The sequence below is a fragment of the Kiritimatiellales bacterium genome (genome assembly GCA_041656295.1).
Classification (GTDB): Bacteria; Verrucomicrobiota; Kiritimatiellia; order Kiritimatiellales; family Tichowtungiaceae; genus Tichowtungia.
Window position 1 is genome coordinate 102,193 of the sequence record JBBADV010000005.1, and the last position, 23,939, is coordinate 126,131.

The 23,939-nt window shown below is 51.6% G+C and carries 20 protein-coding genes and 1 tRNA gene; 10 read left to right on the forward strand and 11 right to left on the reverse strand.

Annotation, left to right across the window (positions count from 1 at the left end):
* Positions 1–158 precede the first annotated feature (158 nt).
* Positions 159–374 carry a DUF2934 domain-containing protein gene (locus WC959_04715; GenBank protein MFA5688433.1) on the forward strand — a complete coding sequence of 72 codons (216 nt, stop codon included), beginning with the start codon at positions 159–161 and terminating at the stop codon, positions 372–374.
* A gap of 80 nt (positions 375–454) precedes the next feature.
* Positions 455–531: transfer RNA gene (locus WC959_04720), tRNA-Val, on the forward strand.
* A 222-nt stretch (positions 532–753) separates the two neighbouring features.
* Here the strand turns inward: WC959_04720 and WC959_04725 are convergent.
* Positions 754–1,458: a hypothetical protein gene (locus WC959_04725; protein ID MFA5688434.1), complete on the reverse strand. Its 705-nt coding sequence runs from the start codon at positions 1,456–1,458 to the stop codon at positions 754–756.
* 556 nt (positions 1,459–2,014) lie between these two features.
* Here WC959_04725 and WC959_04730 point away from each other — a divergent pair.
* The 3 genes from WC959_04730 (at position 2,015) to WC959_04740 (ending at position 5,968) form a co-directional block, all read left to right on the forward strand.
* Positions 2,015–3,385, forward strand: a complete 1,371-nt coding sequence (locus WC959_04730) for an Ig-like domain-containing protein (GenBank protein MFA5688435.1) — start codon at positions 2,015–2,017, stop codon at positions 3,383–3,385.
* The gene (locus WC959_04735) at positions 3,334–4,956 is read left to right on the forward strand and encodes an SUMF1/EgtB/PvdO family nonheme iron enzyme (protein MFA5688436.1); all 1,623 of its coding nucleotides are present in this window, start codon (positions 3,334–3,336) and stop codon (positions 4,954–4,956) included. Before WC959_04730 ends, WC959_04735 begins: the two co-directional genes overlap by 52 nt.
* Positions 4,957–5,059: 103 nt before the next feature.
* The gene (locus tag WC959_04740) at positions 5,060–5,968 is read left to right on the forward strand and encodes a PEP-CTERM sorting domain-containing protein (protein MFA5688437.1); all 909 of its coding nucleotides are present in this window, start codon (positions 5,060–5,062) and stop codon (positions 5,966–5,968) included.
* Between the two features lie 284 nt (positions 5,969–6,252).
* Here the strand turns inward: WC959_04740 and WC959_04745 are convergent, their stop codons facing one another.
* The gene (locus WC959_04745) at positions 6,253–6,420 is read right to left on the reverse strand and encodes a hypothetical protein (GenBank protein ID MFA5688438.1); all 168 of its coding nucleotides are present in this window, start codon (positions 6,418–6,420) and stop codon (positions 6,253–6,255) included.
* A gap of 405 nt (positions 6,421–6,825) precedes the next feature.
* On the opposite strand from WC959_04745, the gene WC959_04750 reads away from it, so the two are divergent.
* Together WC959_04750 and WC959_04755 are read left to right on the forward strand one after the other, a co-directional pair.
* On the forward strand, positions 6,826–8,526 hold the full coding sequence (locus WC959_04750; protein ID MFA5688439.1) for a hypothetical protein: 1,701 nt from the start codon (positions 6,826–6,828) through the stop codon (positions 8,524–8,526).
* A gap of 90 nt (positions 8,527–8,616) precedes the next feature.
* Entirely contained in the window at positions 8,617–9,387 is a 771-nt protein-coding gene (locus WC959_04755) for a dolichyl-phosphate beta-glucosyltransferase (protein ID MFA5688440.1), read from the forward strand.
* 55 nt (positions 9,388–9,442) lie between these two features.
* On the opposite strand, the gene WC959_04760 is transcribed toward WC959_04755, so the two are convergent.
* Both WC959_04760 and WC959_04765 read right to left on the reverse strand, forming a co-directional pair.
* Entirely contained in the window at positions 9,443–9,769 is a 327-nt protein-coding gene (locus WC959_04760; GenBank protein ID MFA5688441.1) for an RNA-binding protein, read from the reverse strand.
* Between the two features lie 808 nt (positions 9,770–10,577).
* Positions 10,578–12,476, reverse strand: a complete 1,899-nt coding sequence (locus WC959_04765) for a leucine-rich repeat domain-containing protein (protein MFA5688442.1) — start codon at positions 12,474–12,476, stop codon at positions 10,578–10,580.
* Positions 12,477–13,422: 946 nt separating this feature from the next.
* On the opposite strand from WC959_04765, the gene WC959_04770 reads away from it, so the two are divergent.
* Positions 13,423–14,076, forward strand: coding sequence for an IS1595 family transposase (locus WC959_04770; protein ID MFA5688443.1), 654 nt, complete (start codon positions 13,423–13,425; stop codon positions 14,074–14,076).
* Between the two features lie 24 nt (positions 14,077–14,100).
* Here WC959_04770 and larC read toward each other — a convergent pair whose 3' ends face one another.
* The 5 genes from larC to WC959_04795 all read right to left on the reverse strand — a co-directional run bounded on the left by larC (position 14,101) and on the right by WC959_04795 (position 17,876).
* On the reverse strand, positions 14,101–14,385 hold the full coding sequence (larC, locus tag WC959_04775) for a nickel insertion protein (GenBank protein MFA5688444.1): 285 nt from the start codon (positions 14,383–14,385) through the stop codon (positions 14,101–14,103).
* Between the two features lie 145 nt (positions 14,386–14,530).
* The gene (larB, locus tag WC959_04780) at positions 14,531–15,202 is read right to left on the reverse strand and encodes a nickel pincer cofactor biosynthesis protein LarB (GenBank protein MFA5688445.1); all 672 of its coding nucleotides are present in this window, start codon (positions 15,200–15,202) and stop codon (positions 14,531–14,533) included.
* A gap of 152 nt (positions 15,203–15,354) precedes the next feature.
* Positions 15,355–16,152, reverse strand: coding sequence for an ATP-dependent sacrificial sulfur transferase LarE (gene larE, locus WC959_04785; protein MFA5688446.1), 798 nt, complete (start codon positions 16,150–16,152; stop codon positions 15,355–15,357).
* Positions 16,153–16,293: 141 nt separating this feature from the next.
* Positions 16,294–16,689: a peptide chain release factor-like protein gene (locus WC959_04790; GenBank protein MFA5688447.1), complete on the reverse strand. Its 396-nt coding sequence runs from the start codon at positions 16,687–16,689 to the stop codon at positions 16,294–16,296.
* Between the two features lie 41 nt (positions 16,690–16,730).
* On the reverse strand, positions 16,731–17,876 hold the full coding sequence (locus WC959_04795; protein ID MFA5688448.1) for a serine hydrolase domain-containing protein: 1,146 nt from the start codon (positions 17,874–17,876) through the stop codon (positions 16,731–16,733).
* A gap of 250 nt (positions 17,877–18,126) precedes the next feature.
* Between WC959_04795 and mutS the strand changes: the two genes are divergently transcribed.
* A complete protein-coding gene (gene mutS / locus WC959_04800; GenBank protein MFA5688449.1) occupies positions 18,127–20,628 on the forward strand; it encodes a DNA mismatch repair protein MutS in 2,502 nt (833 codons plus the stop codon).
* A gap of 177 nt (positions 20,629–20,805) precedes the next feature.
* A complete protein-coding gene (locus WC959_04805; GenBank protein MFA5688450.1) occupies positions 20,806–22,773 on the forward strand; it encodes a hypothetical protein in 1,968 nt (655 codons plus the stop codon).
* A gap of 52 nt (positions 22,774–22,825) precedes the next feature.
* Here WC959_04805 and WC959_04810 read toward each other — a convergent pair whose 3' ends face one another.
* Both WC959_04810 and WC959_04815 read right to left on the reverse strand, forming a co-directional pair.
* Positions 22,826–22,975, reverse strand: a complete 150-nt coding sequence (locus WC959_04810; protein MFA5688451.1) for a hypothetical protein — start codon at positions 22,973–22,975, stop codon at positions 22,826–22,828.
* A 62-nt stretch (positions 22,976–23,037) separates the two neighbouring features.
* On the reverse strand, positions 23,038–23,937 hold the full coding sequence (locus WC959_04815) for a DMT family transporter (protein MFA5688452.1): 900 nt from the start codon (positions 23,935–23,937) through the stop codon (positions 23,038–23,040).
* Between the last annotated feature and the right edge of the window lie 2 nt (positions 23,938–23,939).

Sequence of the window (23,939 nt, forward strand, 5' to 3'; positions counted from 1 at the left end):
GCCTTTTGCACCGGAATAAAACTTGCGTTCAAGTCGAAGTGTATTAAAGTTGAACTGATTGCAACAACGAAGGAGGCAATCCCATGGCAGTTCAAAAGAAAATAACAAAAAAATCCGCGTCTAAAACAGTAGCGAAATCAAAAGCCGACGCTAAAAAAGTGCCGGCGAAAAAAACAGTTACTAAAAAAAATATTGCAAAAAAAGCCCCGGCGAAAAAGACTGCCGCTAAAAGAACAGTATCGCAGGATCAGTTCTATACAATGATCTGCGAGGCGGCCTATTTTGCAGCCCAGAATGACGGCAATAAAAAAGGAGCCGTTGAGTATTGGCTTGAGGCTGAATGCATTATTGGCAAGCGCTTTGATGTGCAATAACAGAACCGGAAAAATACGTCACGCGCAGGATTGAACTCCTGCGCGTTTTTTTGTTAGAAAGAATCGCATCCAAACAGTCCGGGCGTTTAGCTCAGTTGGTTAGAGCGCCTGCTTCACACGCAGGAGGTCACAGATTCGAGTTCTGTAACGCCCACCATCCAGGACTCGCCGGAGTGCAACGATTAAAACCACTTTGATCTCCGGTACACGTCGGTAGCTCTGGCTGTCTTGGGAAAGATATGAATCATACACGACTGCTCCCCTGCTCTTTTTCGGCTGCATCCTAAACCAAGCGCGCCTGTTTGCCGCACCCGAAACAAAGAGATTGCCCCTGTTGTACGGGATCCGGCTGTTGTTTGCACAACAACCGGTAAACGACCTATTTTTTGCGGCGATAGAAGCGCAGCATCACGGCGCCGGCGGTCAGGAGAACAAAAGTATGAGGCTCCGGTATAACGGAGAGGTAGGGTCGCAGGAGGACGCCGCCTTCAGTTACGGTAGTCGATGCGCCATAGATGGAGAGGATCCGGTTTTCTCCTTCAACTTGTGAGAATTCAGGGATACTTAAAACAGTATAGGCGTAACCTTTAGCGAGGTCGGATTGGATTTGAGCGGTGAGATCCACAGCGTTCCAGCCCAAGGTGAAGGAGTGTGTGCCGATCACGTCCACATCACCCGACAACTGTTGTCCAGCATCACCGGCGGCCGGCATCACCTGAGTTTCGAGGTGACGCAGGTAGGATTCGGCGGGTGTGTTATACGCAGCCACATGGAAGTTAAATATGGCTGAGTCCACCGCCTGGCCCGCGAGAGAGGAGAGATCGATCTGGAAGTAGATGGATTTGCTTTCCCATATCCGGTCAGAGCCTCCATAATACTCATAATAACGCTGCGCGTGGATGAGCCCGGTGCCCGCATCGCCATAGGAAAACCCGTCGTCAGTATAACTCCCGCCCAACCAGACTTGCCGCATATACCAGTAGTTACCGGCTTCAGTCTCTGTAAGGGAAATTATCTGAGCTGCCGGCGCACCGAGTGCAGCGATGGATAAAACTGCCAAAACAAAGCGAAGCGTGGATCTCATCTCTCTTTTCCTTCCTTGTCGTTACAAAGTATATTGTGCATTGTGTTCGTGGTCTGCACAATTTGCATACCAGCGGAGATAACTAGCTGAAAATAAGTGAGAGGTCAAGAGAAAGCCGGGGTGAAGCGCCGGACGCCTTGCGGTCGAAAAGAACATATACCTGAGAATACGGAGTCGTGTAGCGGAATAGTATGGTCATGTTTTCGCAACCGCGCTGATTGTCACCGCTCAGGCTTTACTCCACCGCGCTTGCGTGGCACAGGGTACGGTGATGATTGGCTGCGGGCGGCAGTCTGTTTTCAGGGCGCATACTCAACTATATTCCTATCTAAGCTGCATTGTAAAAAATTATTGACACTGCCGCTAATTTCGGTTAAATATTTTTTAGCTAAACATCGTCCGGACGTAGCAGTAAAATGCTGCGGGATTTTTCGCCGGATGAATGAGCCGTCCTGATTGTCATGAATGTGAAGCTCAGGCTGATTCCAGCAGGAGGTGGAATAATTACCCCGGGCTTATGGGGTCTATGAAAGCTGTATAAAAAAGAAGGGGATATATGAAAAAGGTGTTGCGGTGGTTTCTTCCGTGTTTAATGTTCAGTTTTACGGCGACAGGCCAGTTGCGTCCCAGACTTCTGCTGCTTCCGGGCGAGGCCAGTTCGACTCAGCGGGAACTGCTTTGGTCGACGGATCCGGGCATCCGCTATGAACTGCAATTTTCCACCAATCTGGCTGATTGGTCGGTAGTGGACGGTTTCCCTGCCGTCGCCGGTTCGCTGGCACAGCAGCATATGCTTGAACTGCAGAATTCGAGAAAAGGGTTCTTTCGCGTTCTGGTTTTGGATGAACAGCCGCCGGAAATTGTATCCCGGATTCCCGCCGACGGCTCGTTTGGCGTACGACGGTTTTCCTCTATTAAGGTGACCCTGCAGGACGCAACTGCCATTGACGCCGGCTCCATCAATTTGACACTGGGGACACATGGAACATTTTCTGTTAATTCCTCTCAAATGTACTGGAGCACCAACTCTCTCGTAGTCGATCTGGGCGGCAATACAGCGCTGGGCGGATATGGCGAAACGGTAGATGTGGCACTGGCGGTCAGCGATACGCTGGGTAATTCCACCAACTACATGTGGCAGTTTGAACTGGAACAGGAGAGCGAGGAGGCGGAGAATATCTTTGTTTTCGGCTCCCCCGATGCACAACGATCAGGTCAGCGGCTTTCCGGGATGGCCTCGGTACTTGCCGCACGGTTCGGCGGCCCGGTTCGTATGTCGAATTCCGGTCAGGAATGGGAAATCTCGACGGTTACCACTAACACCATCGTATTAGCCTATACAGGTGACAGCGCGCCGGCTTTTGCTGCCGGACAGTTGCTGGCCAACCTTGCGCCCAAACATGTCAGTGAGATTTTCTATCGCCGGATCACCGCTTTAAGCAATGACCCGGGTGAAAAAAACCTGACCCTTCACACCGCCGATGTCGGTTTACCGGATTTGATTGTTTCCGGCTCTTTTTCTATTTCTGATGATGCCGTGCTGCTTGATATGGACACAGAGGGGAATCTGGTGAGGGCTTTGGCGCTGGATGCTACGTTGCAGCTCCCGACAGCCGGCGCTGATTTTAGCAATACAACGCTATATTCTGATGGTCCGATAAAGCTTACTCTATCAGAAGGAAAATTTTTGTTCACCCCGAAGCTGAAAATTGCACTGCATACTGAAGGCAAGACCGTACAGCGTTTTGAGGCTCAGCTGTCGGGAGATATCGAGTGTTCTTGTGTGCCGTCCCAAAAACAACCAGTACCTATAAAAACAGCTTTGAGCGTGAATTGTGGCAGCATAGTCAGTGGGTTTGGACAGCGGTGGGTGTTGTGCCGGTTGGCGTCGAAATCAAATCCACTATTACTGCAAAAGCAGACCTGAACTTAAAAGCGGCGGCTGAGTGGAGAGTAGGGTTTCGGCAAAAAGCCGATTTGGGCATCGCCGGACGTTATGGGCGAACTGCCGAACCGGCCGCTGTCTGGGAAAGGTGGTTTAAATTGGAACCGTTCGATGCAGTACCGCCAACTTTTACGGTTGACGGGGAGTTCTCATCCACCGTTTCGCTGGTACCGCAGATTCAGGCAATGGTATACGGAGCTGCAGGAATTTATTTCAATACCGACCCTCGCCTCACACTCTCCGGCTCAGCAACAGCAGTGAATTATGAATTAACCGAAGCGGAGTGGCTGCTGGGAGCTTACGCCGATATCAATGCCGGACTTACAGTGATTGGTCTTGAAGATGACACGCTGCCGAGTCTCTCTCCCTTCCGGCTCTTTACACAGGAGTGGGGTGGAAAGTATTCGCTTTCAGACATACCCCTTTCAATTATCCGGGACCCTGTGTCGCAAAATGCCAAACTTGGAGACATGGTTGTTTTTTCAGTTGATACCGTAGGCGGAGTGAATCCCTCCTACCAGTGGTGCTTTAACGGGATACCGATTCCCGGACAAACGGCAAAACAGCTAATCCTGAATAAAGTGTGCGACCAGCATGATGGTGAGTATCATGTCCGCATCACCTCAGCCGGACACTCCACCAATTCGGCATCAGCGGCACTTGGAATTATTGCCGATGGCAGCACCGGTCCGGCACCGGCCGGTATGGTGCGTATTCCTGCCGGAACTTTCAAAATGGGAGATTTCTTCAATGAGGGCGAGCTTAACGAACTGCCGGTGCATGATGTGACCATCAGCCGCGCTTATTTTTGTGATAAGTATGAAGTGACAAAAGGGTTGTGGGATTCGATACGCGCCTGGGGAGCAACCTGGGGCGATTATACAGATCTTCCGGACGGCAGCGGGAATGGAAACAACCATCCGGTTACTCTCATCAGTTGGTATGATGCGGTGAAGTGGTGCAATGCCCGCAGCGAGAAAGAGGGGCTGAACCCCTGTTATACTGCTTATGGGACGTCCACGGTCTTCCGTACCGGTTCAGCGACTGTGACTTGTAATTTCGACAGGAATGGATATCGCCTGCCCACCGAGGCGGAGTGGGAGCGGGCGGCCAGAGGGGGATTGAATGGCCGGCGCTTTCCCAACGGGAATACCATCAGTCACAGTCAGGCGTGTTATTATGTCGTGACAAACCACTGGAATGGTGCCAATTCATACCCGTACGATGTGAGCCCTTCGGGGGGAAATCACCCTTCCGCTGTCGGTTCAGAACCGCCAACCCTGCCGGTTGGACTTCTTGCGCCGAACCGCTACGGACTTTACGACATGGCCGGCAATGTTCGCGAAATGTGCACGGATAAGTGCAGTAGGAACAGCAGGTATCCGTACACGGTGGTCCCTGTGGTTGATCCGCGTAGCAGCGGCACAGAACCTGCAGTCCGCGGAGGCTACTACTTTGCGTATGACTGTCGTGTTTCCTGCCGCGAATGGACGCCCTATGCGAGATATGGTTATTCAAATATTGGCTTCCGGTGTATTCGTCGCGCAGAGTGACCCGGACCCACCGGTATTCCGAAGAGAAAAAAGAGGAGAGATCTCCGGATTTTTTCAGCAACTAAGTTTGGCGAACTGGCTGAAAAACAGATTTAGTTGCGCCATGAATCTGAATTTTTTACAAAAGTTTTTAATTTTCGCACTGGTCTCCGGGTGCCGGTTCACAGCGCATGCGATTCTTGCCGGCGGAGAGTTCAATCTGCCCGCCGACAGCCCTTCCAGCCGGCTGGACGCTAACGGGCTGTACAGCTTCACCGGCGCATTGGAGATTTTTGCGGACGGGTACAGTTATCACGGTTCCGGTACAGCTTTGTCTCCGAACTGGGTGCTGACCGCCGCGCACAATGCGGATTTTAACGATGATGGACAGGTGGATGACGGACTGGCGGTGAATTTTTATCTGCCGGGTTTCGGCAGTTATGCGGTCAGCAGTTTTTTTATTCATCCGGATTTCACCGGTTTTTCCAATCCCTCCATCCAGCACGATCTTTGTCTGCTTTATTTCGCCGATCCGCTGCCGGAACTGCTTTTTCCAATCCTCGGCAACTCACTGACACTGAATACGACCGCGACACTGGTTGGGTACGGACGTTCGGGCTACGGCAGCTACGGTTACACTACCGGCGCCTTGCTGACCGACCGGCGTTTCGGATTCAATGTGATTGATTCTTTTGAAATATCCGGCTCCGGCATCCTGTTCCGTTATGATTTTGATGATCCGGATACAGGTGATGGACTGGGTAATGATCTGGAAACCATCATCGGTCCCGGAGATTCAGGCGGCTCACTGCTGGCCGGAAATGCGCTGGTCGGGGTGAATACCTTCACGGAAGGCTACGGCGGCCGGTTTGGTGACATCGGCGGCGGTGTGGCACTTAACAACGAATGGGGTTGGATTGCATCAACCACCGGCCTCGCTGTTCCTGAACCGGCGAGTGTATTTCTGCTGATTTCCGGTATTGCCGGACTGTTTTTATGGCGGCGCGCAAAAGGCATAACCCGGGTAGGTTAACAAGGAACATTCCGGCGCCCACCGAACGAGATCCCGTATGAAGAGGAAGGACTCCGGCGGGCGCGCGGCCGGATCGCAATGCCGTTACAAAAAGAGCCGGCAACAGCAGCATCGAACAGCCTTTCAGAGGCGTATTGCCGGCGCGTGATGTTTTGTTTATTTCGTTGAAAAAATAGGTCGACGATGGATCACCGGCGATCCCGTTTTCCGTTGAACCGCAAAAAATGATGCTGGAATATCTGTTATGTAGCTGTGATACCGGCAGATGAAACTGCCGGTATGTTTTAACGGTAATCGCTGAATCCCGGAACACCGATACTGCCTTCCCAGCCGGCAGGTGTATTCCACGGCATATCGGAGTGTTCGCGCGGCATGCCGTCATCATACGTCGTTGTTGCGCAACCGGCGCACAGCAATGAAACCAGAATGGTTAGCCAGACAATAATTTTCATACCGCTGTTATCCTCTTTTTCACGGGGAAAGAAAATCAAAATTGCTGAACAGGATAATGAGAACAGCTTGCATGAGTTCATTCCCGCCGAAAAATTTTCTTTGGCGTCCTGACGGTAAAACCTCTTTTTTCTTCGCGTCTCTGCGTGCAGGGTTTTTCACACCCATCCATTTTCATTAAAATTTCGGCGGATAGGTCGGCCGCGCCTGCAAACAAATTGTAGCCGCGGGCGTTGACCGCGGTTCCGGTGCGGCAAATTAAACAGAAAATGCTCTAACAAATGGTGGAACGGGCGCTCCGCGCACGTTCAAAATGCGCCGCCGGCCGCATTGTATTTTTCCGGTGCGTTCCGGGGCAAAGCGTCTGCGCCGGTGTTTTTCTTTTCTGCTGCAAACGATTTATTTGTATGAGACGCGATGAGGACAGCGCACCTAATTTTCTATCATTCCATTATTTCAATCTTCCCGGTTTCCAATTATATTCGTCAGATATGAAGAGGGGCTGGTGGATTTCTTTGACGATTATGGCGGTGGTGCTGAGTCTGCTGCTGAGCGCGGCAAATCTTTTTCTTGGCAATCTGAATCAGGACGAGGGCTGGTATCTGTATGCCGCACGATTGGTGAGTGAAGGCCGGGTGCTGTACCGCGATTTTATGTTCACACAGGGTCCGGCACTGCCGGCGGTGTACGGAATTTTCACACCGGTCATTCATCTGCTTGGCGTTGCCGGCGGACGTTTGATCACAGCGCTGTTCGGGCTTGCCGCCGCCGGCTGTGCCGCGTGGCTGGCAGCGCGTGCCGTTTCAACCCGCCGGCACGCGGCGGCGCTGTGTGCGTTTATACTCACCGGTGTGAATGTATATCAGAGTTATTTTTCGACAATTGTTAAAACGTATGCGCTCTGCGCGTTTTTTATTACCGCCGGTTTTGCGGTGCTGAGCTATGCGGCAGCGCGGCGCGGGATTGTGGCGGCATTTTTCTCCGGCATCCTGCTGGCACTGGCAGCGTGTACACGGCTCTCCGCCGGAATATTGCTGCCGGTCGCCGGAATCTGGCTGATTTTAAACCGCCGGAAAATCGCTGCAGGATCGTGGGCTGCGTTCGGCAGCGGCGGCGGACTGATGCTGCTCGCCGGGCTGGGAATATTTTTTCTGCTCGCGCCGGAAAATACGCACTTTGCGCTGTTCGGTTATCACGCCGGCCGGTCGCCCGGCGGACTGATGCCGCTGCTTGCACTAAAGGCCGGATTCATTTCACGTTTCGTGCAGGCCTATTTTGTTTTTGCCGGCGGCGTCATGCTGACCTTCTTTTTTCAGAACCAGTCGCCGCGCCGGCGCGAGCTTGAAAAGCTCGGCGCAAATCAAATGCCGCGTGTAACGGATATGATCAAGCAGGCCTATCAGAAAGAAACTCCGTTCACGCACAGTTTTATTTCGCTGCTCTGGATTTCCGGCGCGGCGGTTACATTGGTTCATTTCGCGGCGCCGTTCCCGTATGACGATTATCAGGTGATCATTTTTCCGCTGCTCGCTGCCGCGCTGGCCGCAACTCTGCTGCCGTTCTGCCCCGAAAAATATCTGCTGCGTACGCTGGCGCTGCTTCTGCTGGTGAATGCCGCCGCGGCATGTTCGTCGCCGGTAAATCAGGAGTGGCTGGTCAGCGGCCGCGATCGCATCTGGTGGAAGTTTAAAGAGACGCCGGATTTAATAACACTGCGGCGCGCCGGAAATCAACTCCGTGAAAAGCTCGCCGGGACTCAACTGCTGTTAACGCAGGACATCTATCTCGCGGTTGAAACCGGTGCAACGGTTCCGCATGGCATGGAAATGGGACCGTTCTGTTACTATCCGGAGCTGCCGCGCCGGCGCGCCGAAAAGCTGAACCTGCTCAACACTGAAATGCTGATAGAAATTCTGCTCGAAGCCGCCGCGCCGGTTGCTGCGTTCAGCGGTTACGGACTCTCCATTGCATCGCCGGAAATTGCCGAACTGCCGCCGGAAATCCGGCGCACACTGCAGGTCGCACTGGAAGTGAATTACGACACGGTTGAAGAAATTGAAAATTTCGGACAGGCGCATACCACGCTCAAAATTTATGAGAGAAAATGAAAATCATCAAAATTTTTCCCACGAATATCACGAACCCAGCCCTTTCTTATTCGTAAAAATTCGTGATATTCGCGGGCGGTTAAATAAAAAATGAAATTATCCATCGTTATACCGGCACACAATGAAGAACAGCGGCTGCCGCCGATGCTGGAGGCCTATGGACAATATTTTTCTGAAAAATATCCCGGTGATGCAGAGCTGATCGTAGTGTCTAATTTTTCTTCCGACCGCACGGCGGATATCGCGCGTGAATTTGCAGTGCGGTTTCCAGTCATCCGCGTAATCGACGAAAAAGAGCGTATCGGCAAAGGCGGAGCGGTGATGCTTGGCTCGCGTGCCGCCGTCGGGGAATTCATCGGATTTGTTGACGCCGACGGCGCCACGCCGCCGGCGGCTTTTGACGACCTGGTAAACCACATTGAATCATGCGACTGCGTGATTGCTTCGCGCTGGATGAAAGGATCGGTCGTCAGTCCGCAACAACCGCTGTCGCGCCGGTTTGCGTCGCGCTGTTTTAATTTTACGGTACGCATTTTATTTGGACTCAAACTTCACGATACGCAGTGCGGTGCAAAACTTTTCCGGCGCGAGATTATTTTTTTAACGATCGATCAGCTCGGCGTGACAAGCTGGGCGTTTGATGTGGACATGCTGTTTCAGGCGAAACGCGCCGGTGCGCGAATCTGTGAAATTCCGACGGAATGGCATGATATTGCCGGGTCAAAAATCCGTGTTGTACATTCCTCCATCGAGATGCTGCTTGCACTTGGACGGCTGCGACTGTTTTATTCGCCGTTCCGGTTTATCATTCCGCCGCTTTCAAAAGCGCTCAGTTTTGTTTATCCGCACCACTTGCGGTAAACAAAAACGGCGCACCGAAGTGCGCCGTTTCCGCTTGTGCGAGAGCTGCCGGTGTTTACCAGCGTTCGCTGCGTTCACCGCGGTCACGTCCGCCGCCGCCGAAGCCGCGCCCTCCGCCACCGCTGCGGCGTTCGCCCTGCGGTTTTGGTTGCGATTCATTTACGCGAATCGAACGGCCCATAAAATCAGCGCCGTTCAATGCATCGATTGCGGCCTTGCCTTCGCTCTGTTCCGGCATTTCAACAAAACCGAATCCTTTGGAGCGTCCCGACATACGGTCGAGAATCACACGCGCCGAAGCGACCTTGCCATGCTGCTCAAACAGTTCCTGAAGATCAGGGTCTGTCGCGGCATACGGCAGATTTCCTACATAGATATCCATCCGTCATTTCCTTCTTACTGTGTCATAATCTAAACAACCAATTCCAACCCACGACACCGGGTTTATGAACCGATACAACGCCTTTTTCGGCGAACGCAACGGGGACACTGCCACACCGTATTAAAAAAAGAAACTGTTATTTATAGAAATAGACAAAGAAATAAACGGGAAAAATTCTGAAAACAGAAGCAGGATAAAGGGCTGTTTTAGCCGGCTCAAATAACTTGCAATGGAACAGATTACGCTTTTAGAGCGTATTCAGAAAAATTATAGCCACAAAAAACACAAAAAATAAAAATTGATCCGCAGATGACGCAGATAAGCGCAGATGTTTAAACCACGGGATACACAAAACACACGGAAGTTTTGCAGAAGAGGGATTAGCAGAGCGGCAGAGTAGTAGACGCGGCGCCCTCGCCGCGTTCCGTGTTCAGGGTTTTCTGTGTACAGTTGAGAGTTGAAAAATTCTCAGTGCGCTCTGCGGTTTATCAATCAGTTCGGTCCATAATTATTTGGTGATTTTTGCGCGTTTTTGCGGCTATACATGAATTTAAAATGCTCTAGCAATCCGGCAGTTTGGCCGCGCTGAATTTTCTGCTCAGGCGCAAGATCCATCAGAACGATAAAGATAAACATTCCAGTTCATGCAACCGGTATCACCGGTAAATTTCCGATTTCAGTTTTGTTGCACCGGCAGCATAAATTATAAGTCAACCGGTGCAAAAAATCCGGGCGCTGCTATCGAAAAAACCATAAAAAAAGGACAGCGGCTGCCCGCTGTCCTTCGATTCAAAATATCCGTGCCTGCTTACAGCAGCTCAAGATATTCGACTTTATAGAACCGGTGCGGTTTCGCGACAGCATCCGGATCGTCGAACTCGCCGTAGCCGAAGGAGTAGAGAACATCCACAGTCTGCAGCAACGTCCATTCCGTGTCGTTTAGCGTTTCCTTGTAGCTGACAACCGCCCTGAAATCGGGGAACTCATCATCGCACGCCATCAGTCCCGGTCGTCCAGACGGAGAGGTGGTGACGTCTGATCCGGTCACATCAAAGTAGAACGTGCCGTCGCCGGCGCCTCCGAGACTGTCGGGGATAATTTTTGCCGTCAGCAGAACTGTCATAGCTTCCGGATGACGCTGAGTATCCACAAAATCATCCCAGCCGGATGCTCCCGGCAGGTAATAGATGGTTTTACAGCTATCCATAACCTCTCCGATGCCGGCAGGCGCATTGCCTCTGAACAACACGTAGGTAATATCATTGTTGTTTAAAAATGCATCGGCGCCGATTTCGGTAACACTTGCCGGGAGCGTCAGGCGGCCGCTTAATCCGCTGTTTTCAAATGCGGACTGTCCGATGCTCTGGACGCCGTCCGGAATTGCAAAATTCTGCAGCCCCGTGCTGCCGTAGAACGCATAATCTCCGATTGATTCGAGTTCAACGGGCTCTGCAAATGTTACGGCCGTCAGTGTTGTCAGATTGCTGAACACACCGGTTCCAATCGAAAGCAGGCCGCTCGGCAGATGAACATCCGTCACCGCCGCGGAAATATTTCCGCCGGCAAATGCCCCGCTGTCTATCGCACACACCGGCAGTCCGTTAATTTCATCCGGAACGGAGACAGACGTATTGGTGCCGAGATATTTTGTAATGACAATCTGATCCAGCGCATTGGTGTACCATTCATACTCGGCCGGCAGGTCAAGTTCCGGATTTTCCGGGAACAGACCGCCGGTACCGAACCCGGCCACATCAGCGAATTTGCCGGATCCTAAGGCAGTGACATTGATTGTACGCGCAAAAACTCTTCCTCTGAAATCCAGCCCGCCGCCGGCGAAAGACACCGGGGACTCGGGAGCACAAATTCCGCCGAGGAAAATCCCGTGTGTTTCTAATGTGACATTGCCGCGGGCATAAAGCGTTCCGGTATACTGCAGCTCTTCACCATCATAGATTCCAAGAATCCGGGAACCGGTTAATTTTACAGCTCTGGCTGACGGAGAGTAAATCACTCCGGAAACAGCGCCATTCACGATCGTCGCCGGCTCGGTGCTTTCGCCGAAATAAACAACGGCCTGATCACTGCTTCCACCCCCGTTAATCGTGATGCCTCTTGAACCGGAAGTGATATCCGTGATGAAAAACCAGGCACTGCCGCCGCCGGTAACGTTAATTGTAAACTCTTGGAAACTGAATGTATCAATCCTGACTTTTACGACTGTTCCCGGAGCTGCCTGTACCTCCATTCTGGTGCTGGAGGATGCGGTCAACTGTTGAATATGAGTATCTGAATCAATCAGATACGGATTTGCCTGATACTGCCAGCCGAGCGTAACCGAAGGAATCACGGTGGCAAAATTATTCGCAAATGGAATCACCGGCAGTTCGGTGTAAGGCACCGTAAGGCCGGCATTTGTAACCACCCGTCCATTTCCCACAGTATAATAGTTCAGAGGATTCGCCAGATAAGCGCCCTCGTTCAGATAGAGCGTACCTGATTTAAACGTCTCCGCCCATTGGGGCATCTGCAACGGACCCTGGTTTACAATAATATTTCCCTCAATGTTGTGATACCCGATCGTCACCCCTTCTTTGGCGTAAAACAGATAGTTGTCGGTCTGTTCCGCATGTGCACAGAATCCGCCCGCCGTCAGCACGGCAGCGATCAGTAATCTTTGAATATGCCTGCTATGTGTTGTTTTCATTATCGTATTCCTTTTCACTCCGGACTGTAGGGTTCACCCCTACGGGTTCGTTCGTAATTTCTCTATTGAAAAGCCAACGATATTGTCCTTTTTATCCTGTACGTCAAGAGGAAAATAAACTTTTTTTTAATTAAAAAAAACCGGTAGATTGTAAACCCAAGTGTCCGGTTGGAGGCGGAGAAATTCCATGCCAGAATGAACCTTTCTTCATTCACCGAAAACAAAGGAAAGGAACACCGGCATGGAACAGAACGCGTGTGATACAAGCCATTTCTGAAACGGTACAGCCTGCGAAGTAGACTCATCGGCTGCATGCGGACTCCAACACCCGGCACAACCGTCGCTACCAGTGGTTCGGGAAAAGAAAATCTTGGCGTTACTGCCCATCGACTCAGAGCATGCCGGCGGAAAACGTGTGGCGGGTGTGCCATTCCTTTCATCGGAACGCTGCCGGATACACGCAAAATTGGCTGCTGCTTGAACGTTTAGAGCGTATTCAGAAAAATTTAGCCGCAAAATAAACAAAGGTGTAATGCACCGCAGGCATCCTTACCTGCCTTGGGAAATCCGCAGATGACGCAGATGAACGCAAATGTTAAAATCACGATTCGAAACGAAGTGAAGACTTGAAGAGCGGCTTTCTGAAAGAAAGCAGCGAAAGCGACAAAGGCTCGCCAAAGGCGGGCGGTGAAAACGGCAAACACACCGAATACACGGATTTTTTTGCAAAAAGGCAATGAAGTGCTGCATGCGTGTTCATGCGTGGTTTATCAATCATTCGGCCCATAATTATTTTGCGATTTTTGCGGCTTTTTTTAATTTAAAATGCTCTAAGTGTCCGGTTGGAGTTTTTTGATTCATGCTGCTGCTTTCTATGGAACCGTTCTGCAGCGGTTTCAAAATTTAAGGGGCTGTAGTAGATAAGCTTGAATGCTAAGCTTGTCGAATGAAGATAACTCGTTGTAAGTTATTAAGAAAACAGCAGTTAAGACTGCTCGACTATTTTGTTCTGGAAGTGACAGCCCGATCGGCAGCGGATTTACTGGGAATACAGCCCAACAGTGCGGCCCTGTTTTACCGCAAACTGCGTGAGGTGATTGCGCATCACCTTGAGCAAAAAGAACATGAAGTGTTCGATGGAGCGGTTGAATTGGATGAGAGTTGTTTCGGTGGTGTCCGCAAGGGTAAGCGCGGTCGAGGAGCTGCTGGCAAGGTCGCTGTCTTTGGCATCTTAAAACGCGGTGGCAAGGTCTACACCAAGATCGTGAAGGACACCAGGACGGAAACGCTGATGCCATTGATCTCCAGGAAAACAGCGCCAGACAGCCTGGTGTATACCGATTGTTATCGAAGCTGCAATGCCTTGGACGTGAGTGATTTTTACCATGAAAGGATCAATCACTCGGCGCTATTTGCAAAGGGCAAGAACCGCATCAATGGCATTGAGAACTTTTGGAATCAGGCCAAGCGTGTGCTGAGAAAATACAATGGAATTCCGAAAGAGTCGTGCCCGCTATTCCTCAAGGAATGCGAGTTCAGATTCAATTGCGGAAGCCCTAAGCAACAATTGAAAACACTTAAGGAGTGGGCTGATATTTAGTGCTTATCTACTACAGCCCCTAATTTAATATTTTACGCGGGCAGGAGTTGAGCCATGTTTTGATGTCGGGCATTTCAGGCCAAATACTGTTCCGACGCGATCAACAATTACAGCCACTGCGCCGACGTCATAAAAATAAATTTTGTTAACCGTTGTCCCGTGAACTTTTGTTTCTGCTTCGGCGGGCTTGATGAATGCTGCAATGCTTTTTTCTTTCACAACGGCGCTCAGTTTTGCAACGTTAATAATCCGAATAATAATATCCAGATCGCGATGTTCGCGATGATGGTGTTCGAGTTCCAATATCAAAAGAGGCCGTCGCAAATCCGTTTTCAACCACGCGCTCAAATTTCAGATGATAACCGTGTGCCGGCAGACTGCTGATCATTTCGCACAACACATTTCCCGGCAGGCCGGCATTTAACAGCACGCTGATAAACGTATTTCCGTATTCCTATCTCATGCTGTTCATCATTCCGGCGAGCCGCCCGGCGCCGAACCCGTTATCAATATTCACGACCGCTACACCGTCGGCGCAACTGTTGAGCATGCCGAGCAGTGCGGCGAGTCCTTCAAAGCTTGCACCGTAACCGACACTGGTTGGCAGTGCAATCACCGGTTTTGCAACGAGTCCGCCGACCACACTCGCCAGCGCACCTTCCATTCCGGCAGCAACGATAATTACATTTGCTGAGCGGATTTTCTCTTCCTGTGCAAACAGCCGGTGAATTCCGGCGACTCCGACATCAAAAATCCGCTCAATGCGGTGCCCCATAAGTTCGGCGGTCAGCGCCGCTTCTTCCGCCGCCGGGATATCGCTCGTGCCGGCGGTTAAAACTAAAATAAAACGGTCCGGATCCGCTGGAATTTCTTTTTTGCGGACAATAATCAGTCGCGCAGCTTCGTGATATTCCGCCGCCGGAACCAGTTGCTGCACCGCCGTAAAATGTTCCAGCGCGGCGCGCGTGGCGAGAATGTTTTCATCGCCGGAATCCATTTTTTCCACAATCCGTGCAACCTGCTCCGGTGTTTTACCGGCGCAGAAAATGGCTTCCGGAAAACCGCGCCGCGCCGGTCGATCTAAATCAATCTTCGCAAAATTTAAAACGCTCTCTGACTTTTTCATAATTTTTTAACCGCTCATTGCCATTTCATTGCTTCGTATCCGCGGAGCCTTTCTTCGTTTCGCTCCGAATCACACTGATTTTGCCGCTTCGCTGCTTTGCATTCGCAAAGCCCTTCTTCGAATCACTAATTAGTAATGTCGATCAGTGAAGATTAGTGGTTTAATTTCTCATTCATGTTTCCCATTCGATAGCCGGAAGGATCGATTTCCACCGCATCAAATCCAAGTGCAGTTAATTTTTTTCTGATTTCATTTTCCACCGGCGCGAGCGCCACCGGATGTTTAACTTCAATCCGCGCGCGGTTACCGTGATGCCTGACGCGCAGCTGCCCGGTATCAAACCGGCGGATAAATTTTTCGGCGTCTTCAATCTGCTTCAAGCGCGCCGGTGTTAATTCCAGTCCGTATTCGATGCGTGATGCCAGACACGCCGCCGCCGGTTTTTCGGCGGTCGGTAGATTCCACCGCCGCGACAGTTCGCGGATTTCCGCTTTAGTGAAACCTGCTTCTTTTAACGGACTGCACACTGCACTCAGTTCCGCCACCGCTCGTGCGCCGGGGCGGTAATCCAAATCGTCATCCACATTGCTGCCTTCCACAACCCACGCAAAACCGCGCGCGCCGGCAAATTCAATCAGTTCGGTGAAACGGATTTTTTTACAGTGATAACAGCGGTCGGCGCCGTTCGCCGTAAAATTTTTGTCGGCGAATTCGTGCGTTTCAATCAACACATGTTCAACGCCGAACTGCGCTGCAAAATTTGTTGCATCGCAACATTCGTCGCCAGTGAATGTAGCGGAAACGGCGGTGACAGCGAGCACGTGTTCGACGCCGAGGAATTTTACGGCAGCAGCGAGCAGCAGTGTGCTGTCCGTTCCGCCGGAAAAAGCCACGGCAGTTTTTTCAAGCTGCCGGAAAATGGTTGCGAGTGTCTGGAGTTTCTTTTCCATTCTGTTTTTTAATTACAACCGCGGATTACGCGGATATAAACGGATGTTTTTAAAATGGCCATAGTTCACAGTTCAGAGTTGGGAAATTCTCTTTATTTTAATCGTAGTTTATTAATCTGTTTATATCTGTGTTATCCGCGGTTAAATAATTCGCCGGCGGAGTTCTTTTTTTTCGGACTGCCGGTGTTTATTTTCCAGCATTTTTTCTTTAGCACGGCGCGAACGCCGGCGTTTCTGCCGCCGGATTTTTTCGCGCTCCTGCTGTTTCGCACTTTTGATCCCGGTCATTTTTTCTTCGAGTTTATCACACAGTTCACGGCGCGCGGAAAATCGGTTAGACGCCTGCAGGCGCGACTGCTGACATTTTATTTCAATGCCGGACGGCGCGTGCCGGAGCTGCACGCACGACGAGGTTTTATTAATTTTCTGCCCGCCTTTGCCGGAGCCGCAAATAAACTGCTCGCTCAAATCCTCTGCGCGGATTCCGAGCGCCGTCATCCGCGCACGCAGTTTTTCCCATTTTTCCGCCGTGATCATCCAGAAAGCAAACCACGCCGCTGGAAAAAATAACAGATTTTTTACCGGTGTTGATTTTTCACCACATCATCGACCCATTTAAAATATTCAGCGCGTACGGCGGCTTTTTCCGGCCAGCCGCCCTGAATCTGCACTTTAATTCCGGTAATTAAATTTTTCGCCGGCCAGCCGATGGTTTCAGTTCCGTATGCGCCGCTGTGCCGGAATTCGCCGCTGTTGCCGATAACCAGTGCGAGGCCGCGGTCGGAAATGCCGGTCGGATCCTGCCGCGCGGTCATCTCTTTTACGGCAGCAGCGGATAAAATCCGGCGGCCGTTAAATTCGCCGCCGTTCAGCAGCATTTGATAATAATAAATGATATCTTCGCCGGTCGAAAAAAGTCCGCCGCCGGGAAACGGCGGGCGGGAGCGGTCGGAAATATCGCCTTCAAAATGATAATAGGAAATCACCTTGAATTGATTGCCGGTTTTTTCGTTCGGAAGCTGATAGGTTTTTGCAAGATGTTGAAGCTGTGCCGGCGTCGGCCAGAACGTGGTATTTTTCATGCCGAGCGGATCAAAAATCCGGCACTGCATAAATTCACCGAGCGGTTCTCCGGAAATTACTTCGATAATTGCGCCGACCGTATTGATGCCGGGATTGCTGTATTTAAACACCGCGCCGGGTTCGGATTCGAGCGGTATTTCTGCATAGCCGGCGACGATTTCCCGCAGCGGTTTATACGCCATCGCCTGACTGCCGGAAATTCCCGAAACGTGTGTGAGCAGATCTTTAATTGTAATTGCCCGCGCCGCCGGTTTTTTTTCGTACGAACCGTCTTCTTTTTTTACCGCAACCGGCATATTTTTAAATTCCGGCAGAAATTTTTCCACCGGATCGTCAATTTGAACTTTATCTTCGTCCCGCAGCAGCATCAGCGCGCCGGCGATCAGCGTTTTTGTTTCCGATGCCACCCAGAACAGCGAATCCGTTTTCATCGAAATTTTATGTTCAATATCCGCAAAACCGGCGGCGTCCACCGCCAGAATGTTATCAGCATCCGCCGCAATTACCACAATTCCCGGCAGCTGCCGATTTTCAATGAACGGTGCAAACCGCTCCGGCGCTGATTTCATTTCCGCCTGCATCAGATACGGCATACTCAAAACGCCGGTGATTGCCAATCCGGTAATTTTTTTCCAGTTCATGTTTATTCCTTTTTAAATCTGCAGGAGTGTAATGCCGGTTGCGCCTGATTGATACTCAACCCGGATGCGGATACAGCTTTACGTAAAACCGGATTTCCGCCCAAAGCCGGTGTCCGGTTCCAACCGGACACCGGCTTTTACAATCTACCGTTTCGAACCAAAGCCTGTTCACCAAAATGCTTTCTGCTTGTGCCCAAACATCTTTGATGCCAGATTTTATTATTCCATTTTTCATGTAGAATATACAGATATGTCAAAAGGCGCCAAAACCACACCGATGATGGAGCAGTATATGCGGATCCGGCGGGAGCTGCCGGAAAATACGCTGCTGTTTTTCCGGCTTGGCGATTTTTATGAGATGTTTTTTGAGGATGCGATTGAAGCGGCGCGCATTCTGGATATTACTCTGACCAAGCGGCATGATATGCCGATGTGCGGCGTGCCTTATCATTCCGCTGAGAATTATCTGTCGCAGCTGATTGACGCCGGCAAAAAAGTGGCGGTTTGCGAGCAGGTTGAAGATCCGGCGGCTGTGAAAGGGATTGTCCGGCGCGAGGTGACGCGCGTGGTGACGCCGGGCACGGTGCTGGATGAAAAGGCGCTCGACCGCGCAAAAAACAATTATCTCGCCGGCGTAGTGAAGGACGGCGCGCGGTTCGGCATGGCGATGCTGGATTTATCGACCGGTGAATTCTGGATTGAAGAGTTTTCAAGCGCCGGCGCGCTCGCCGGAAATCTGTCGCGTTATGCGCCGCAGGAGTGCATCGTCGCCGAAGCATCAGCGGATGATCCTGAATTTGATTGGATCGCCGGGCGCACATTAAAAACAGTGTGCGAAGACTGGACGTTTTCAACCGACTGCGCTGAAGATTTTCTATTGCGTCATTTTAACATTCATTCGTTAAAAGGGTTCGGTTGCGAACACTGCGCCGCCGGTTTGCGCGCCGCCGGCGCGGTGCTGTATTACGTTGCAACCGAACTGCGCCGGAACCTGGCGCACGTCCGGCGCGTGCAGGTGAAAAATCCGGATGATTATGTGCTGCTCGATGAAACGACGGCGATGAACCTTGAACTGGTTACGCCGCTCAATCCGGCACGGCAGGGTCCGAAGTCAACGCTGCTGTCAGTACTCGATACAACCAAAACGGCGATGGGCGCACGGATGCTGCGCGACTGGATTGTACGTCCGCTGCGCGACCTGAATGCAATTCGCGCGCGGCACGATGCAGTAGAAGCATTCACAAAAGACCGGATTCTGCTTTCCGGCGTACGCGAACTGCTCGGCGACATGCGCGATCTGGAACGGATGATGTCGCGGCTCGGCTCCGGCGGCGGCAACGCGCGCGATTTGCGCGCGGTCGGTGAATCGCTGGCGCAGCTGCCGGCACTGAAGCAGCAGCTCGCCGGTTCCGGCCGGTTGAATTTGCTGGTTGAATCGATTACCGAATTCCCGGCGCTGGAAAAATCCATTTTTGATGCGATCGACGACGAGCCGCCGGTTTCAGTGAAGGAGGGCGGGATGATCCGGCGCGGCTTTTCGCCGGAGCTCGACGAACTGCGCGACGCTGCCGGTAAAGGCAAGCAGTGGCTCGCCGAATTTCAGGCGGCGGAACAGGAGCGCACCGGAATTAAATCGCTGAAAGTCCGCTTCAACCAGGTGTTCGGCTATTTTATTGAAATCACGAAAAGCAACTTGTCGATGGTGCCGGAAAATTATCTCCGCAAGCAGACGATGGTGAACGCGGAACGGTTTATCACGCCGGAGCTGAAAGAATACGAAAATAAAATTCTCGGCGCGCAGGAGCGCGCCGAAGCGCTGGAGTTCGAACTCTTTTCAAACATCAGAACAGAGGTTGTGCAGCACATCGCCGAAATCCAGCGCAATGCGCGTACCGTCGCCGAAGTTGATATCCTGGCATCATTCGCCGCGACCGCGCTGGCGCGCCGTTACGTTCGCCCGGTGATGGATGAAAGCGATACACTGATTATTCGCGACGGACGTCACGCTGTCGTTGAGCAAATGCCCGACGCAGAGCGTTTTGTGCCGAACGATACGAATTTGAATTGTACCGACCATCAATTGATCGTCATCACCGGCCCGAACATGGCGGGAAAATCAACCTATATCCGGCAGGTTGCACTCATCACGATTATGGCGCATATCGGTTCGTTTGTGCCGGCGGGCGAAGCACATATCGGTCTGGTTGACCGCGTGTTTACGCGCGTCGGCGCGAGCGATGATCTGGCGCGCGGACGCAGTACATTCATGGTCGAGATGCAGGAGACGGCGAATATTCTGAATAACGCCACGCCCAAAAGTCTGATCGTGCTAGATGAAATCGGGCGCGGCACGAGTACCTTCGACGGCATCAGCATTGCGTGGTCGGTCGCCGAATTTCTCTGCACCCATCCGGCGGTGCGCGCGAAAACGCTTTTTGCCACGCATTATCATGAACTTACCGATTTGAGCCTGACGATGCCCGGCGTGCAGAACGCCAACGTGCTCGTGAAAGAACACGGCGACCGGATTACATTCCTGCGTAAAATCGTGCCCGGCGCAGCGGATAAAAGTTACGGAATTCATGTCGCGCGCCTCGCCGGACTTCCGCCGGCGGTGCTGGAGCGCGCCGCAGAGATTCTAAAAAACCTGGAAGACGGTGAATTTGAACAAGACGGCGGCGCGCCGAAAATTGCCCGCCGTACGACACGCCGGAAAAAAGATCCCGGCGCCCAGATGGATCTTTTTGGGTAAATAGCGGACTCCCGGTGAGTTAAAATATACAAATATTCCGGTAATAATAAAACTGTCCGGGTTTCTCCGGCACTGCCGTATTAATTCATTCTTTTCTTATTCCTGCTTGATATACTTCTTGTCAAAGGCACCCATTCCGGTAAACTTTTGTTCATGTTTAACGAGGGAGTTTGGTGTATGGCGAATAAAAAGACATTCGGTCAGATTCTGGTTGTACTCGGATTCATCCTGCTGGCATTCACCGGTATCCGGACAATCAGCGCGCCTGGGATTTTCACTCATATTGCACTCGGACAGGCCGGTAATGCCGCCGCGGATCTTCTTTCCTATACGATGGCGGATCAATCGTGGATCAATATGACACCGCTCTACAATTCATTCGTTTATGCGCTTTGGAACATGGGCGGCGCCGGGATGATCGTGATCGTTCACGTTCTGATTGTACTGGCGGCATTCATTCTGATGTACCGCTTCGGCAGAGAGTGGGGCGGTCCGGTGGCGCAGGCGCTGGCGCTGCTGCTCTGTGCCAGGCTGCTGCTGCCGCTCTTTACGCCGGGACCGTATGTTTTCTTTATGCTTTTCACGGCGTTGTTTATCACGCTGCTTTATCGCGTCCGGAATTTCATTGTACTCGCCGTCAGCATTCTTGTTCTGCAGGTGCTCTGGACCAATCTGCATCCGTCGTTCCTGTTTGGACCGGTGCTGGTTTTGCTCTTTGGAATTGAAAACTGGCAGGATTCCCGCAAAACAGCGCGCTCGGCATCGCTCATGACACCGCTTACCCTGCACCTGCTGGGTTTAACCGTTGCCGCGCTGTTTGCCACACTCGTTAATCCGAATTTGATCAACCTGCACACGCACATCATTTCCAATGGGCTCTCACTGCTGCGCAACGAAAATCAGGAATGGATTTCACTGTTTAGCGGATATTTTTCAGTTTCCAGTGTCAACAATCTTGTGCGCTTTGCACTCGTGCTTGGCGCCGGCGGACTGATCACACAGAAAAGACGTCTGCCGTTTCTGCTCACCATCATCGCCCTGTTCGGCGCATTTCTCACTGTGCTGTCGCCGGCATCTATTCACCTGTTTGCATTTCTTGCATTTCCGTTTCTGATTCTCAGTTTGAGCGCTATTGGTGAATTTATCGTCCGGTCGTTCCCGTCTGTTTCAAAAGCTAAAATTACTCTATCCACCGCAATACTCGCCGGCCTTGCCGGTATTCTGATTCTCATATCACTCAGCGCGCTCATTACCAACCGTGCGTATGCCGGAACAAGCAGTGCATCCGCATTCGGACTGAGCGTACAGAAAGATGTATTCCCGGATGCAGTTTCCGGAATTCTGGAGCGTAACGATTTCCCGGCGCGTATTATCAACATCGCCCATGACGGCGGATATCTTGCCATGGAAAATCCGGCGCGCAAAATTTTCTGCGACACCCGTTTTTCATTTTACGGCGAAGAATTTATGCTCACGCTCAACCGTGCGTTGCGCGGAATCCCGGAAGACTGGCGTTATATTCTCTCTGAATGGAATCCGCATGCCGTCGTACTGAACGCCTGCTGGCCCGGTACCGGCGCATTTGTCACGCGCCGCATCGCCGACCGGACATGGAAGCTTGTCTATTTTGACGGCTCTACCGTTATTCTTGTCCGCGATCTGGATGAATACAGAACACTCATTGATGATCCCGATATTCAGAAATACGGACTGTCCATCCTCGAGCGTTCACGGCAGGAATATATCAGGAAAAATAAGGGCTTTGTCAAAGCCGCTAATCCATCACGTCTGATCGGTGCCGGTGAAATCTATCTTGCGCTCAACCGTCCGGCGGAAGCGGAGGTCATTTATAAAACCATCACCGCCGGCAATCCGAAAAATTCCGGTGGACTGATTGGGCTCGGTCGCAGCCTGATGCTGCAGCGGCAGATCTCGCGCGGAATTGAAACCATGGAGTGCGCCGCAAAAATTACACCTCGCAACCCGCACGTTTGGATGAGTCTTTACGAAGCCTATATGCTCAAAGGTGACAAGGTTAAAGTGCAAGTTGCTGTCGACCGTCTCAGTAAACTCATCAAATCCAGCAAAGACACCGCCACCATTGAACAGCAGGAGGCGACGCAGAAACAGCCGCAGAAAAAATAATGCATTACAGGCTGCTCGCCTGATCGCATTTGACCAGATGCCGCCTTTATAATCAGCCGGCGTCCAGTGCTGTCAATTCTTCCCGCCGCGCGCAGGCGGCTTCAAGTCGCACCGGAATTTTTTCAGCGCACCCGGTAACAGCTTTAATTTCTTCCGGCGCATTTCTGTAAAAATCGGGATCGTTTAATTTTTGATGCAGCACTGCGAATTCCGCTTCGAGGCTGACAGCGCCCTCTTTTTAAGAATAAGTTTCGAAAAGAATCATCAAAAGAGGATGATCAAAATCACGCCGGCGAGAATTCCGGCAAGCGCGATAATTTTCCGGCGGATGTTCGTCTCACCGAAAAGCAGCGCGCCGGATGTAAACGAAACAATCACGCCGGTCCGTCTTACCACCGAAAGAACCGACGCCAGCGCGTCCGGCTCACGAATCGCGTTAAAATAGGCAAAGTCCGATACAAGAAGAAACAGCCCGATCAGTGGAATCGTCCAGCGCCATCGAAATTTCGTCAGCTTTTCGCGGCGCGGCCACCAGGCAATTGCGACAACGCCGGCGATGAGGATGGCATTATACACCGAAAACCAGAACTGCACGAGCATCGGCGTATAGCGCAACTGCTGCAGAAGATATTTATCGTACAACACACTGCCGGCGCCGATCAGCGTCGCCGTAAAAATCAAAAGCACCCAGCCGTTGCGATGAAACACCACGCCCTCTTTCCGTCCGGCCACTGAAAAAATATAGTACGAAATAAACACAACCAGCATCCCGGTCCATTGCGCCGGGTCCGGCCGCTCGCCGAAAAACAGCACGGCGCAAAGCAGCGTCCAGACCGGCGACGACGCGCGGATCGGAGCAGCTATTGAAATCGGAAGATGCTTCATGGAAAAATAAGTCAATACCCACGAAACGCAAACAATACACGATTTGAAAAAAATATGCAGATGCTCCGAACGCGTCGCCGGCGGAACATAACAGCAATGCTGCTGCATCGTCTCCGGCGCCAGCCGCGACAGCGCAAAAATCAGCAGCATCAACACCGCGCCGGTACAGACCGAAAACAACAGCACCGGAAGAACCGCATTTTTATTTAATGCGTGCTTCTGGCAGACATCGTAGCTGCCGAGAAGAAGCGCTGAAACCAATCCTAAATAAATCCACATAG

Coding starts and splice junctions, on each gene's coding strand:
- WC959_04795 (MFA5688448.1), bottom strand. CDS start 17,876: ATGAACTGGAAAAAAATTACCGGATTGGCAATCACCGGCGTTTTGAGT.
- larE (MFA5688446.1), bottom strand. CDS start 16,152: ATGGAAAAGAAACTCCAGACACTCGCAACCATTTTCCGGCAGCTTGAA.
- WC959_04790 (MFA5688447.1), bottom strand. CDS start 16,689: ATGATCACGGCGGAAAAATGGGAAAAACTGCGTGCGCGGATGACGGCG.
- WC959_04740 (MFA5688437.1), top strand. CDS start 5,060: ATGAATCTGAATTTTTTACAAAAGTTTTTAATTTTCGCACTGGTCTCC.
- WC959_04730 (MFA5688435.1), top strand. CDS start 2,015: ATGAAAAAGGTGTTGCGGTGGTTTCTTCCGTGTTTAATGTTCAGTTTT.
- WC959_04745 (MFA5688438.1), bottom strand. CDS start 6,420: ATGAAAATTATTGTCTGGCTAACCATTCTGGTTTCATTGCTGTGCGCC.
- WC959_04805 (MFA5688450.1), top strand. CDS start 20,806: ATGGCGAATAAAAAGACATTCGGTCAGATTCTGGTTGTACTCGGATTC.
- mutS (MFA5688449.1), top strand. CDS start 18,127: ATGTCAAAAGGCGCCAAAACCACACCGATGATGGAGCAGTATATGCGG.
- WC959_04815 (MFA5688452.1), bottom strand. CDS start 23,937: ATGTGGATTTATTTAGGATTGGTTTCAGCGCTTCTTCTCGGCAGCTAC.
- WC959_04725 (MFA5688434.1), bottom strand. CDS start 1,458: ATGAGATCCACGCTTCGCTTTGTTTTGGCAGTTTTATCCATCGCTGCA.
- WC959_04755 (MFA5688440.1), top strand. CDS start 8,617: ATGAAATTATCCATCGTTATACCGGCACACAATGAAGAACAGCGGCTG.
- WC959_04770 (MFA5688443.1), top strand. CDS start 13,423: ATGAAGATAACTCGTTGTAAGTTATTAAGAAAACAGCAGTTAAGACTG.
- larB (MFA5688445.1), bottom strand. CDS start 15,202: ATGAAAAAGTCAGAGAGCGTTTTAAATTTTGCGAAGATTGATTTAGAT.
- WC959_04750 (MFA5688439.1), top strand. CDS start 6,826: ATGAGACGCGATGAGGACAGCGCACCTAATTTTCTATCATTCCATTAT.
- WC959_04760 (MFA5688441.1), bottom strand. CDS start 9,769: ATGGATATCTATGTAGGAAATCTGCCGTATGCCGCGACAGACCCTGAT.
- WC959_04765 (MFA5688442.1), bottom strand. CDS start 12,476: ATGAAAACAACACATAGCAGGCATATTCAAAGATTACTGATCGCTGCC.